Source organism: Mycobacterium ulcerans subsp. shinshuense (genome assembly GCF_002355775.1).
Taxonomy (GTDB): Bacteria; Actinomycetota; Actinomycetes; order Mycobacteriales; family Mycobacteriaceae; genus Mycobacterium; species Mycobacterium marinum.
The window spans coordinates 2,909,234-2,923,410 of record NZ_AP017624.1 but is presented as its reverse complement, the minus strand read 5'-3'; the positions used below and the strand labels follow the sequence as shown (position 1 = coordinate 2,923,410).

General features: G+C 65.5%; 9 protein-coding genes and 2 pseudogenes. 3 read left to right on the top strand and 8 right to left on the bottom strand.

The features are described 5' to 3' along the window. Positions 1-39 precede the first annotated feature (39 nt). From SHTP_RS13080 to SHTP_RS13070, 3 genes and pseudogenes are all read left to right on the top strand, one after another. Positions 40-2,497, top strand: a pseudogene (locus SHTP_RS13080) (CaiB/BaiF CoA transferase family protein). 85 nt (positions 2,498-2,582) lie between these two features. Beyond that, a complete protein-coding gene (locus tag SHTP_RS13075; protein ID WP_096370822.1) occupies positions 2,583-4,067 on the top strand; it encodes an acetyl-CoA acetyltransferase in 1,485 nt (494 codons plus the stop codon). 121 nt (positions 4,068-4,188) lie between these two features. Continuing rightward, positions 4,189-6,288 (top strand): NAD(P)H-binding protein, encoded by a 2,100-nt coding sequence (locus tag SHTP_RS13070; RefSeq protein ID WP_096370821.1) that lies wholly within the window; start codon positions 4,189-4,191, stop codon positions 6,286-6,288. Positions 6,289-6,389: 101 nt separating this feature from the next. Here the strand turns inward: SHTP_RS13070 and SHTP_RS13065 are convergent, their stop codons facing one another. The 8 genes and pseudogenes from SHTP_RS13065 to SHTP_RS13030 all read right to left on the bottom strand — a co-directional run bounded on the left by SHTP_RS13065 (position 6,390) and on the right by SHTP_RS13030 (position 14,123). Beyond that, positions 6,390-6,836: a DMT family transporter gene (locus SHTP_RS13065; RefSeq protein WP_096370820.1), complete on the bottom strand. Its 447-nt coding sequence runs from the start codon at positions 6,834-6,836 to the stop codon at positions 6,390-6,392. A gap of 123 nt (positions 6,837-6,959) precedes the next feature. Next, positions 6,960-7,292 (bottom strand): TfoX/Sxy family protein, encoded by a 333-nt coding sequence (locus tag SHTP_RS13060; protein ID WP_015355523.1) that lies wholly within the window; start codon positions 7,290-7,292, stop codon positions 6,960-6,962. Positions 7,293-7,294: 2 nt separating this feature from the next. Then, positions 7,295-7,684 carry a nitroreductase family deazaflavin-dependent oxidoreductase gene (locus SHTP_RS13055; protein WP_011740869.1) on the bottom strand — a complete coding sequence of 130 codons (390 nt, stop codon included), beginning with the start codon at positions 7,682-7,684 and terminating at the stop codon, positions 7,295-7,297. Between the two features lie 104 nt (positions 7,685-7,788). Continuing rightward, positions 7,789-10,131, bottom strand: a pseudogene (gene lon / locus SHTP_RS13050) (endopeptidase La). A gap of 103 nt (positions 10,132-10,234) precedes the next feature. Continuing rightward, the gene (locus SHTP_RS13045; protein ID WP_096370819.1) at positions 10,235-11,479 is read right to left on the bottom strand and encodes an alpha-hydroxy acid oxidase; all 1,245 of its coding nucleotides are present in this window, start codon (positions 11,477-11,479) and stop codon (positions 10,235-10,237) included. Positions 11,480-11,640: 161 nt separating this feature from the next. Further along, on the bottom strand, positions 11,641-12,948 hold the full coding sequence (locus SHTP_RS13040) for an alpha-amylase family protein (protein WP_096370818.1): 1,308 nt from the start codon (positions 12,946-12,948) through the stop codon (positions 11,641-11,643). Between the two features lie 10 nt (positions 12,949-12,958). Then, positions 12,959-13,495 (bottom strand): alkyl hydroperoxide reductase, encoded by a 537-nt coding sequence (locus SHTP_RS13035; protein ID WP_096370817.1) that lies wholly within the window; start codon positions 13,493-13,495, stop codon positions 12,959-12,961. Positions 13,496-13,535: 40 nt separating this feature from the next. Continuing rightward, positions 13,536-14,123, bottom strand: coding sequence for a peroxiredoxin (locus SHTP_RS13030; RefSeq protein ID WP_096370816.1), 588 nt, complete (start codon positions 14,121-14,123; stop codon positions 13,536-13,538). Positions 14,124-14,177: the final 54 nt, after the last annotated feature.

Here is a 14,177-nt window from a genome sequence, read left to right as displayed (position 1 = left end):
CGTTTGATGCGGAGCCCGCTGCCACCTGGCGGCTACGGTATGCAAATGGCCGACCAGCTGCTCGCCGCGGTGCGCGTCCTGGACTTGTCCGGCGGTACCGCCGACACGGTCGCGCGCTTGCTCGCCGACCTCGGCGCCGACGTCCTCAAGGTGGAGCCGCCCGGCGGGAGCCCCGGAAGTAACCAAGCGCCCACGCTGGCGGGCGCCAGCATTCCGTTCGCCGTGCACAACGCCAACAAGCGCAGCGTGGTGCTGGACCCCAACGACGCAGCCGACCGGGCACGGCTGCTCGAGCTGGCCGCCGGCGCCGACATCCTCGTCGACAGCGGTCTGCCGGGGCAGGCCAGCAGCTACGGGACATCGTGTGTGGAGCTAGCCGATCGCTGCCCCCACCTGGTGGTGCTGTCGTTCACCGACTTCGGTGCATCGGGTCCGCGATCGTCGTGGCGGGCAACCGACGCGGTGCTCTACGCGATGTCGGGATCGCTATCACGGTCAGGGCCCACCACCGGCACCCCGGTATTGCCGCCAGATGGCATCGCTTCGGCGACAGTCGCGGTCCAGGCGACCTGGCCGGCGCTGGCCGCCTACTACAACAAATTGCGTTGCGGTACCGGCGATTACATCGACTTCTCGCGCTTCGATGCGGTGGTGATGGCTCTTGATCCCGCATTCGGGGCACACGGGCAGGTCGCGGCCGACATCCGAAGCAGTGCGCGGTGGCGGGGACGCCCGAAAAACCAGGACGCCTATCCGATCTACCCGTGCCAGGACGGGTACGTGCGATTGTGCGTGATGGCGCCGCGCCAGTGGCGCGGCCTACGCCGCTGGCTGGGGGAACCACCAGACTTTCAGGATCCCAAGTACGACGTGATCGGTGCTCGTTTCGCGGCCTGGCCGCAGATCAGTGAGTTGGTTGCGGCGCTGTTTGCCCCCCAGAGGATGAAGGAGCTGGTGGCTGCCGGCCAAGCCCACGGGGTCCCGATTGCGGCCGTCCTCACACCGTCGCGGATTCTGGCCTCCGAACACTTCCAGGCGGTGGGAGCCATCACCGAGGCCGAACTGGTCCCCGGGGTGCATACCAAGGTCCTCACCGGATACTTCGTGGTCAACGAGCAGCGGGCGGGGTTTCACACTCCCGCACCCGCCGTGGGCCAAGACCAGCCGCGCTGGCTGGCCGACCCGGCTCCGGAGCTTGCGAGCACGGCCAGCGTGGGGGGCTACCCGCTCGAAGGGCTGCGGATTCTCGATCTGGGCATCATCGTCGCGGGGGGCGAGCTGAGCCGGCTGTTCGGCGACCTGGGCGCCGAGGTCATCAAGGTCGAAAGCGCCGACTACCCCGACGGGCTACGACAGGCCCGTGCCGGTGACGCGATCCGGTGACGCGATGAGTGAGTCGTTTGCCTGGACGCACCGTAATCATCGTGCGCTCGGCCTCGACCTGCGCAGCCCCGAGGGCAAGCAAATTTTCGGTCGCCTGGTCGCCGCGGCCGACGCCGTGTTCGCCAACTTCAAGCCGGGCACCCTGACCTCGCTGGGCTTCAATTACGCCAACCTCCATGCCCTCAACCCGCACATCGTGCTCGCCGGCAGCAGCGCGTTCGGTAATCGCGGCCCCTGGAGTACCCGGCTGGGATACGGCCCGCTGGTGCGAGCCACCACCGGCGTGACCCGGGTGTGGACATCCGAAGACGCCGCTACCGACGGTTCCCGGCATGCCTTCTAGGACGCCACGACAATTTTCCCCGACCACGTTGTCGGGCGAATCGTTGCCGTCCTGGCGCTGGCCGCGCTGATCCACCGTCACCGCACCGGTACCGGAGCCCACGTACACATCTCGCAAGCCGAAGTTGTGGTCAATCAGCTCGACACCCTGTTCGTCACCGAGGCCGCACTGGCCGCCGGCATCGCCGAAGTCCGCAATGACCTCAGTGTGCACGCAGTATGCCCCTGCGCCGGTGACGACGAGTGGTGCGTCGTCACCATCTGCTCGGACAACGAATGGCGCTGTGCGGCGAAACTGATCGACCAACCCGAACTGGCCGATGACCCGCGCTTCGCCTCGGCCGAGTCGCGCATGGCCAATCGCGCCGAATTGGTCGCAGTCGTGTCGGCCTGGACCGCCGACCACACCCCATTCGAGGCGGCCCAGGCGCTGCAAGCGGCAGGGATTGCAGCGGGCCCGATGAACCGCCCGCCGGAGCTTCTGGAGGACCCGCAACTAATCGCGCGAAACCTGTTCCGCGACATGACCCATCCGCTCATCGCACGCCCGCTGCCCGCGGAGACCGGCCCGGCGCCGTTTCGCCATATCCCGCAGTCACCACAACGACCCGCGCCGCAGCCGGGTCAGGACACCCGAGAGATCTGCGCTGAGCTGCTGGACATGAGCCCGGAAGAAATCGAGTTCCTGATCACCGAAGGCGTGCTGTTCGCCCCGTCGGCTAACTCCGAGCAGCTGGCCGCCGAACAGCAGGGCTCCGGGGAAAGCCGGTGACGCCTTCGCTCGCTCGATTGCGCCGCCGGCCCGAGGTCGAGCGCGACGTGCGGTGGCCGGCGAGGGGCGGCGCTAGGTTCGATTCATGGCCGTAGACCCCCGCACGCCGGTGCTGATCGGCTACGGCCAGGTCAACTACCGCGATGAAATCGACCCCACCATGCCGTCGGTCGAGCCTGTCGATCTGATGCTCGCCGCGGCGCAGCAGGCGGCCGATTCCCGGGTGCTCGCGGCCGTTGACTCCATTCGCGTGGTCCGCGTGCTCTCGGCGCACTACCGCAATCCCGGCCAGTTGCTCGGCGAGCGGCTGCAGGCCAGTGGTTTCACCACCAGCTACAGCAGCGTCGGCGGCAACACACCGCAGCCTCTGGTCAGCCAGGCGTGCCTGGACGTACAGCGGGGTCGAGCCGGGGTGGTGTTGATCGCTGGCGCCGAGACGTGGCGGACCAGGACCGGTCTGAAGTCCAAGGGTGCCCGACTGACCTGGACGCTTCAGGACGAATCCGTTCCGCTGCCGCGGGTCGCCGGCCAGGATGTGCCGATCGCCGGCGAGAGCGAAATCAGAATCAAGCTGGATCGGCCCGCCTACGTCTATCCGATGTTCGAGCAGGCGCTACGCATCGCCAACGGCGAGTCAATCGAGGACCACCGCAGCAGAGTCGGCCGACTGTGGGCGGGGTTCAACGCGGTCGCGGTGGATAACCCGCACGCCTGGATCCGCACCCCGATGACTGCCGAACAGATTTGTCGGCCCGGCCCGCAGAACCGGATGATCAGCTGGCCCTACACCAAGCTGATGAACTCCAACAACATGGTTGACCAGGGCGCCGCCCTGATCCTCACGTCGGTCGAGCAGGCGACACGGCTGCGGGTGCCCACCGAACGCTGGGTCTACCCGCAGACCGGGACCGAGGCGCACGACACCTTCTCGATTGCCGAGCGCGCCGAGCTGCACCAGTCGCCGGCCATCCGAATTGCCGGGGCACGCGCGTTGGAACTCGCCAGTCTGGGCATCAACGATGCCGACTACGTCGACCTGTACTCGTGTTTCCCGTCCGCGGTGCAGGTTGCCGCACACGAACTCGGGCTGCCTGTCGACGATGCCGACCGGCCGTTGACCGTCACCGGCGGACTGACCTTTGCCGGGGGCCCGTGGAACAACTACGTCACACATTCGATTGCCACCATGGCCGAGTTATTGGCGGCCAACCCCGGCCGGCGCGGGCTGATCACCGCCAACGGCGGCTACCTGACCAAGCACAGCATCGGCGTGTACGGCACCGAGCCACCCGCGGAGTTCCGCTGGGAAGACCTGCAACCGCTGGTGGACCGCGAGCCCACCCGGGCCGCCCTGGTCGGATGGGACGGCGTCGGCGCCGTCGAGGCCTGGACAACGCCCTTCACCAGAGACGGGCAACCCGAGAAGGCCTTCGTCGCCGTGCGCACGCCCACCGGGGCGCGTACCTTAGGCGTGATCACCGATCCCGCATCGGCCAATGCCACCGTGCATGAGGACATCGCCGGGGCAAAGGTTGCCATCGCTGCCGATGGCAACGCGACATTGCGGTAACCGGCCGCACCGATAATAGCGGGCGCATCCAGCACCGAAGTGTCACGGTCGAGACTCAAGTGTCGCGCAAATGGGGCCAACATGCCTATTGTCATGGAAAGCGTTGGGGGAGGTGAGTAAGGTGCACGTCCTGGTTACCGACGCCGCGGGAGCGATCGGGCGGCTGGTCACACGTCAGCTGATCGCTGCGGGACACACCGTAAGCGGTATATCTTCCCACCCACACGACTACCTGGATCCCAACGTCGATTTTGTTTGCGCATCGCTGCGCAACCCAGTGCTATTGGAGTTAGCCAGCGAAGCGGACGCGGTGATTCACCTCGCCCCTGTCGAGAAGGGCGCGCCGGGTGCCGCGGGCATCACCGGCTTGGCACACGTGAGCAACGCTGCGGCCCGCGCCGGCGCCCGGTTGCTGTTCGTGTCCCAGGCCGCGGGCTCACCGGAGCTTTATCAACAAGCCGAGACACTGGTGTCGACCGGTTGGGCACCGAGTTTGGTCATCCGCATTGCACCGCCGGTCGGCCGCCAGCTCGACTGGATGGCGTGTCGCACGGTCACGACCCTGATGCGCTCCAAGGTCTCCGCCCGGCCGATGCGGGTACTGCACCTCGACGATCTGGTCCGGTTCCTGGTTCTGGCGCTGGACACCGACCGCAATGGTGTCGTCGACCTGGCCACGCCCGACACCACAAACGTGGTCACCGCGTGGCGGCTGCTCGGATCAGTCGACCCGCGGTTGCGGCCGCACCGGGTTCAAGGCTGGTCACAGTTGATCCCTGAGATGGATATCGCTGCAGCACAGGAAGATTGGAACTTTCAGTACGGGTGGCAGGCCACCGATGCGATCGTCGATACCGGCCGTGGCCTGGTCGGGCGCAGACTAGATCCCGCCGGTGCGACCATCGGTTCGGCCCAGTTGGCGCTACCGGTGGAGCCGACACCGCCACTGACGCCCGCCGACGGGACCGCCCTGGATTCCGCGGCACCAGACGGGCTGGAGGGCGAGTTCGACGACCGGATCGACCCGCGGTTCCCAGTCTTCAGCGCGGCCAGTCTCGCCGAGGCGCTGCCCGGGCCGCTGACCCCTATGACCCTGGACGTCCAGATGAGCGGGTTGCGCGCGGCGGGGCGAGCGATGGGCCAAGTGCTCGCCCTTGGCGACGTGGTCGCCGAGGAGTGGGGGAGCCGGGCTATCGCGGTGTTCGGTCATCGCCCCTATGTTGGGGTGTCGGCCAATCTCGTCGCCGCGACCCAATTGCCCGGCTGGAATGAGCGAGCAGTCACCCAGCAAGCATTGGGGGGTAACACCCAGGTCACCGAGCTGCTGCCGTTCGGCCGGCCCCAGCTGACCGGTGGACCCCTGCGGTCGGCGGCCAAGGTGCTGGTGACGTCGCGGTCGCTTTCCCTGTTACGTCATATCCGTGCTGATACGCAGGCTTACGTGACCGCGGCGGCTGACGAACACGTTGGCGCCGAGCAGCTCTCTACGCTGCCCGACGCCAGCCTGGAAGTTCGGATTCGATTGTTACGGGACCGGATTCACCAAGGCTGGATCCTCACGGCGCTATGGGTCATCGATACAGGTGTTACCGCCGCAACGCTCGAGCACACCAGGGCCGGAACCAGCGTCTCCGGTGTCGGCGTGATCATGGAAAGCGGCCGTATCGCCGCGGAGACCGCGGCGCTGACCGAAATCCTGCGCGCCGATGCTCCGTTGTGTGCGCTGGCCCGCGACGGCAACGTCGACAGCATCCGAGCCCTATCGGCATCAGCGGCCGCCGCACTTGACGCTACGGTTGCCCGGCTCGCGCATCGGGGTTGCGGCGAAGCGGAGCTGGCCAACCCGTCTTTCGGTGACGATCCGGCGCTGCTGCTGACAGCGGCGGCCAAAGCCGCAGCAGCACCCGCGACACCGGCGGCGGCGCCGACCTTGTCCCAGCGCTTGGCCGCCAGTGCCCGCGGTTTGCGCGAACTCGCCCATGACACCACCATCCGGTTCACCCACGACCTCCGGATGACTTTGCGCGAACTGGCATCTCGTCGGGTAACGGCCGATCTGATGGACACCATCGATGATGTCTACTACTTGACCGCCGACGAGTTGGTAACCATGCCGGCCGATGCGCGGCTACGAATCAAGCGCCGACGCACCGAACGGGAACGGTTACAGGCTCAGCACCCACCCGAAGTGATTGACGGCAACTGGAATCCCGCGCTTTGACATCGTCGCGGACATTCCAGACACCGCCCGGGTGATCCCTCAATCCGGCGATCGCAACGGTGGGCCCTTGGCGCGCCCACGGCCACCAGGACGGTCGCCCGCTAGAACTTGGCAACCAATACCACCCCGCAAACCAGGAACGCACCGCCGAGGGCCCGCCACAGGGTGAGCGGATGAGCGTCCACCCGGAGCCAGCCGAAATGATCGATCAGTAACGACATGATGAGTGCTGCTGTGACCGTGACCCCAATGAACGTGCCCGCGCCCACCTTGTTGACCAATGTCAGGCCCGCATAGACCTGCACCGCTCCGACGAGGCCGCCGACCACGGCCCACCACGGCATCGAGGCGATGTCCTTGGTGGTGGGTAGCGGGTTGGGCATGATGAGGAATGCGCCCACGAAAAATATCGTGATCAGCGCAAACGAAATCGCTGATGCCAGCCATGGGTTGATCATGCGTTTGTACAGTTGCCCATTCATCGCAGCTCCACATGTCTGTAGAGCTCCGCCCAGGATGATGAACGGGATAATCCAGCCTGCACTCATAACTCTCCTAACCACTGCACTACTCGGCTGCCCTCGGTCGTATGATTCCTCACGGCAACACTAGGGGCTCACCGCCGGCGGCGCTTCGCGGCAACGGAGGCCAGGGCGTGGGTTCCGCGCTCGTTACTTGGGCGGCATCGTGCGCACGTAGGCCACGGCGCGGTCCACCCAACTCTGAAGCTGACGTTTGGTTTTGACGCCTTGGCTGGCCACTTGCAGCCAGCGGCGGGTTTCGCGTCCGGCCATGACCATGGGGCTGACGTGATCACGCTCGAGCAGCTTGTCGGCGTCTTCCGGCGGCACTCTGACCAATAGTCCGCCCTGCCCGCTGACGGCAACGGCCATGTGCCCGCCGATGAGAAATGCAAGCCCGCCGAACATGCGCATTTCATCCACGCCGGGCTGTCGAGCCAGCAACTCACGGATCCGGTCGGCCAGGCCGGTGTCATAGGCCATGGTCAGTCCAAATCCACCCGGATGCTCAGCAACTCACTACCGATCGCCCGAACGACCGCGCTGTTGAGCCGGGGCAGGTTGCCCAGCCGCTGTAGCGGGTCGTCGTCGGGCAATAGGTGAGCGGTTCCGCTTCGCCACTCGCCGTCAAGGCGCACCCGAACCGCTGGGTTAGCCTTGATATTGCGAACGTAATCCGAATGCTCGCCGTGTTCGGAGACCATCCAGAACTGGTTGTCCACCAACTTGCCGCCCACCGCGGTGTGGCGGGGTTGTCCGCTCTTGCGACCGATGGTTTCCAGCATGGTCACCGGCAATTGTCTGCCGATCGGATTGACCACAAGTTTTTGCATGCGATGGACTACTCGGCGTTTGAGATCCCGAAGCTCGGCCATGTCCCTGATTGTGCAGCAGACCGCACGGCACCGCTAGCACCGAGCGCCGCGCTGGGGTGACGCTCAGTGTCGACGGTCACCCCAGCGTGGCATTGGCGACGGTGTCAGGCGGCGACCCCAGCGGCCTCAGCCGCCGGTTCCAGCGCTTGCGCAACGATCTCGGCGACATCGGTCATCGGTTTGACCACTAGTGCGCCCAGCACCTCGGCAGGAACGTCGCCGAGGTCGGGTTCATTGCGATCCGGAATGAAAACCGTTGACAGCCCGGCACGTTGCGCTGCGAGCAGCTTCTGTTTGACGCCGCCGATCGGCAGCACTCGGCCGTTGAGCGTGACTTCCCCGGTCATGCCGACATCGGCGCGGACCTGACGCCCGGTGGCCATCGAGACCAGCGCGGTCACCATGGTGACACCGGCGGACGGGCCGTCTTTGGGTACCGCGCCTGCGGGCACATGCACGTGGATGCTGCGATCCAGCGTCGTGGGATCCACACCGAACTGCCCAGCGTGAGAGCGCACGTAGGACAGAGCGATCTGCGCCGACTCCTTCATCACATCACCCACCTGCCCGGTCAGTTGCAGCGAACCTTCGCCCGGCCGTGGCGGTCCAGCGGCACCGGCCTCGATGTAGAGCACGTCACCGCCCAGGCCCGTAACGGCCAGTCCGGTGGCCACACCCGGCACCGCGGTGCGTTCAGCGGCCTCGGGGGTAAACCGCGGGTGGCCCAGGTAGCCAACCAGATCGGGCTCGTCGATCGTCGCGGGTCCGGGATCTGCGGCCAACTTTGTGGTCACCTTGCGCAGCACTTTGGCCAGCAGCCTTTCGAACTGCCGCACATCCGGTTCACGGGTGTAGTCGGCAGCGATCTTGCGCAACGCGGCCTCGGTGATCATGACCTCGTCGTCGCTCAGCGCTGCCCCGTCTCGCTGCCGGGGCAGCAGGTAGTCGCGGGCGATGGCAACCTTGTCGTCCTCGGTGTAGCCGTCGATCTCGACCAGCTCCATCCGGTCCAGCAGGACCGAGGGAATGTTCTCGATCACGTTGGCCGTAGCCAGAAACACCACATCGGACAGGTCCAAGTCCAGATCCAGGTAGTGATCGCGGAAGGTGTGGTTCTGGGCAGGGTCAAGCACCTCCAGCAGGGCAGCGCTTGGGTCGCCCCTCTAGTCGGAACCGACCTTGTCGATTTCATCCAGCAGCACAACGGGATTCATCGATCCCGCCTCGCTGATCGCACGGACGATCCTGCCTGGCAGCGCACCCACATAGGTACGCCGGTGGCCGCGGATCTCGGCCTCGTCGCGGACACCACCCAGGGCGACGCGCACGAAGCGGCGCCCCAGGGCTCGGGCCACGCTTTCGCCCAAGGACGTCTTGCCGACCCCGGGAGGACCGGCGAGCACCATCACCGCGCCCGAACCACGCCCGCCGACGACCTGCAGTCCACGCTGCGCGCGTCGGGCACGCACCGCCAGATACTCGATGATGCGGTCTTTGACATCGTCGAGGCCGTGGTGATCGGCATCGAGGGTCTCGCGGGCCGCGCTCAAGTCGACCGAGTCCTCGGTCGTGATATTCCACGGCAGCTCGAGCACGGTGTCCAGCCAGGTGCGAATCCAGCCGCTGTCCGGGCTTTGGTCGCTGGCCCGTTCCAGCTTGCCAACCTCGCGCAGCGCCGCTTCGCGCACCTTGTCGGGCAGTTCAGCGGCCTCGATACGGGCCCGGTAGTCCTCTGGATCTCCGGCGCCGTCGGGATCACCCTCACCCAGTTCCTTACGAATCGCAGCCAGCTGTTGGCGCAGCAGGAACTCCTTCTGCGTCTTTTCCATGCCCGCCCGCACATCGTCGGCGATCTTGTCGTTGACCTCGACTTCGGCGAGATGGTCGCCGGTCCAATCGATCAGCAACCGCAGACGCTGGGAAACGTCGGCCGTCTCGAGCAACTGGCGCTTCTGCATATCCGCCAGATACGACGCGTACCCGGCGGTGTCCGCGAGCGCAGACGGATCGGTGAGGCTATTGACGTGGTCGATGATCTGCCAGGCCTCGCGTCGTTGCAGCATGGCCACTAACAGCTTCTTGTACTCGGCGGCAAGCGTCTTGGCTTCCTCGGTCGCCTCCGGCTCCGGGACTTCTGTCACCTCGACCCACAGCGCCGCGCCTGGCCCGCTGGCTCTAGCACCGATCTGGGCCCTGCGCTCACCTCGCACGACAGCGGCGGCGCCACCGCCAGCGATCCGCCCAACCTGCAGAATCTTTGCCAAGACGCCGTAGGTGGGGTATCGGTCATCGAGCCGAGGAGCGATCAGCAACTGCCCAGACTCGCTGGCCCGCGCGGCGTCGATCGCCGCTTGTGCGGCATCGTCGAGCGTGATCGGCACGACCATTCCGGGTAGCACGATGGTGTCACTGACGAACAACACCGGCACTGATATGGCTTGGGGCATCAATCCTCCAATAGCTAGGTCTATTGCGCTTAACCCAGCTGTCGGGCGTTTTGTTCCCCGGCGCAGGCCGATGGCTGATTCCGCCGAACTCGAGCGCGCAGCCTCACGTCGGCAGAGGTATGGGACCCAGTCGCTGCAACTGCGTCACATGCTTGGCCGAGAGTTCTTCCAGGCAGGTCACCCCCAGCAGCCGCATGGTCCGGGAGACGCCGGCGGACAGGATCTCGATCGCGCGTTTGACCCCCGCTTCGCCACCAGCCATCAGCCCATACAGGTACGCCCGCCCAATCAGCGTGCACCGCGCACCGAGCGCGATCGCGGCGACGATATCGGCACCGGACATGATGCCGGTGTCCACCACGATCTCGGTGTCCTTGCCCAGCTCGCGGGCAACCAGGGGCAACAGGTGGAACGGCACCGGCGCACGATCGAGTTGGCGACCGCCATGATTGGACAACACGATGCCGTCGGCCCCGCGTTCCACCACCGCGCGGGCATCGTCGAGGGTCTGGATCCCCTTGACGACCAGCTTGCCTGGCCATTGGGCCTTCATCCACTCCAGGTCGTCGAAGGTGACGCTGGGATCGAACATGGTGTTCAGATACTCGCCGACGGTGCCCGACCAGCGATCCAGTGATGCGAAGGCCAGCGGCTCGGTGGTCAGCAGGTCGAACCACCAATGTGGGTGCGGCAGTGCGTCAAGCACCGTTCGTAGCGTCAAGGCCGGCGGTATCGACATGCCGTTGCGGACATCGCGTAGCCGCGCACCCGCGACCGGAACGTCCACGGTGACCAGCATGGTGTCGAATCCCGCGTCCGCTGCGCGTTTGACCAACGCCATCGAACGGTCCCGGTCCCGCCACATGTAGAGCTGAAACCATTTGCGGCCCTGGGGAACAGCCGCCTGCAGATCCTCTATTGCGCAGGTGGCCAGAGTCGACATGGAAAACGGGATCCCGGCCTCGGCGGCCGCCCTCGCACCGGCGATCTCGCCCTCGGTGTGCATCAATCGAGTGAACCCGGTCGGCGCGATACCGAAGGGCAACGCGACCGGCTTGCCAAAGACGTCCCAGCCGGTACGCACACTCGTGACATCGCGCAGGATCGTCGGGTGAAATTCGATATCGCGGAAGGCCTGCCGGGCACGCTCGATCGACAGTTCGTCCTCGGCTGCACCGTCGGTGTAGTCGAACGCCGCTCTGGGGGTACGCCGTTTCGCGACACGGCGCAGGTCCTCGATGGTTAGGGCGGTTTCCAGACGGCGCTTGGTGCGATTGAACTGGGGCCTCTTGAACTGCATCAGGGGTGCCAGGTCACCCACCCTCGGAAGCCTGCGATCGACAGCCATCAGCGCCTGCGCTCATCCGTGCTCATTCACGTCATCTAACCAGATGTGTCAACGTGGTCGGATGGACTCGACAAGACATCCCTTTGACCTGAAGCGATTCGTCGAGGCACCCGCTGCTACGCCCGCCGGCTCGACCCGCTGACGCTCGCGCAGCTGAATCGCTAGGCGGGTTGCAGGATCCGCCAGCCGTGCCCCTCGACGAGCACCTCGTCGGTGACCTCCTGGGGCGGCGCGGCAGATCCGGCAAGCACCTCGGCGCGAGGGATGCCAAGATCCGGCAGACTCATCCGAAGCGGCTCATCGTCTGCGTTGAGTATGACCACTAGTGCGTTGTCGGCGCTGCGGGTCTGGTAGACGTACTGACGGTTGCGCAATCGTAGTGCGCTGGTGGAGGCCGTGTGTAGCCATGGATAGCGGCGGCGTAGCCCGACCAGGTACTGGTGCAACGCCCAGACCGACGCCTGGTCGTGAGTCAATTCGAATGGGGGAGAGCCGAATTCCGGGCGTATCGCGTCGTCACCGCCGTAGCGCTCTTCCTTGACGGCACGCCAGCCGAATTCGTCACCGGCGTAGATGCTCGGAATTCCACCGACAGTCATCAGAATCACCAGCGCATGGGCTAGGTGCTCGGGACGTTCGAGGCGGCTGGCGATCCGGGTGACGTCGTGATTGCCGATGAAGGTCAGCGGGGCAAAGCTGGCGACAAACTCGTTGTGCCGCTGTAGCGCCCAGTCCAGCTCGAAGAAGTTGCCGTCGTTGAGACCGCTCCAGATCGCCTTCCAAAGTTCGTACTGAGTCACCGAGTCGAAACCGGCGCCCTGCACCGCGGCGGCATAGTCGCCGTGAATTATCTCGCCGACAAACCAGGCCTGCGGATATCGGTCCCGCACTCGGGGCAGGACCTTCGCCCAGAACTGTTGTGGCACCGCGTAGGCCGCATCCAGGCGCCAGCCATCGGCACCGCGTTGCAGCCAGTGCGCCATGACATCGACGACGTAGTCGGCCACCTCCGGGTTGGCATGGTTGAGTGTGATGAGCCCCGAATGTCCTTCGAAGGTACGGAAATTGCCTGCTCGGCCACGAAACCAGCCTGCGGAGGACGGGTCGTCAGCGGCGTGGCGATAGCTGTGGAAATCCACACCGACGTGGTTGAAAACGCCGTCGAGCAGCACCCGCAGTCCACGCCGATGCGCCTCGGCGACGAGGTGGTCGAAATCACCCTCGTCGCCGAGGCGAGGATCGATGCGGAAATGGTCGGTGGTGTCGTAACCATGGGTACGCGAGTCGAAAATCGGGCCCAGGGCAACCCCGGATGCGCCCAACTCGACGGCGTGATCAAACCAGCCAACGAGGCGCCGTAGTCGGTGCTCTCCCGGATCAGGTGGCTGATTGGCGGGAAAAGCACCGACGAAGCCCAGGGGATAGACCTGCCACCAGATCGCGTGCTGCACCCAGGTGGGCTTACTCACGGCGCAACGATCAGCCGACGGCCGCCAGCGTCTGTGCAGCGGTGAGCGCTTGTGCCACACCGCAGACGATAGCCGCCGCCTTCAGCGCCTCCAACACCGCCTCGCGGCCCACACCCGCCTCACGCAGCGTGTGCTCGTGGGCCACGACACAATGGGAGCACCCATTGACCGACGACACGGCAAAGGACCAGAGCTCGAAATTCGCCTTGTCCACGCCCGGGTTGGCGATGATGTTCATCCGCAATCCGGCACGCAGATCGTCGTACTGGCCCTCGAGGAAGCCGCGCCCCCGATAGAACACGTTGTTCATGCCCATGATCGACACGGCTCCCAGCGCCGTCTGGTACGCCTGCGCAGACAGATTGTCAGCCGCCTCCGCACCGATCTCGGCCAGCACCTGCGCATTGCGAGTCGCTGCGGCGCTCGCCAAAAGCGTGCCCCAGAGCTGCTCTTCGTCCAGCACCGTAGTGCGGCTGATCGAGCCCAGGTTCAGCTTGAGATCTTTGGCGTACTCAGGCAACGCTGCCTTGAGGTTTTCGATACTCATGTCTTCTCCGTCCGGTCCTCAGTCTCTGACCAAGCCCCGACTACGCCGAAGCCTTCAGCAGCTCGCCGGCGTCCAGCGTCGGGTCACCCTTGCGCCAGTTGCAGGCACACAGCTCGTCGGACTGCAGGGCGTCGAGCACACGGAGCACCTCGTCGACGTTGCGGCCGACAGATCCAGCGGTGGCCGAGACGAACTGAATCTCGTTGTTGGGGTCGACGATGAAGGTCACCCGGTCCGCGACACCATCGGCGTTGAGCACACCGGCCGCCGCCACCAGCTCCCGCTTGATGTCGGCAAGCATCGGGAAGGGCAGGTTCTTGAGGTCGTCGTGCTGCGCACGCCACTGGAAGTGCACGAACTCGCTGTCGATCGAGACACCCAGGATCTGCGCGTCGCGGTCCTCGAACTCGTCGTTGAGTTTGCCGAAGGCGGCAATCTCGGTCGGGCACACGAAGGTGAAGTCCTTGGGCCAGAAGAACACGACCCGCCACTTGCCCGCGTGGTCGTCACTGGTCACGGTCTTGAAGTAGTCACCGGGCTGCTTGGCGTCGACCTTGGACAGATCGCCACCGATCAACGCAGTCAGGCTGTAGGCGGGAAACTGTTGGCCGATGGTCAGCAGGGACATAACTCTCCTCATTTTCGATTTTTCGCTTTTCGGTATTCCGCACATGGCTTTTGG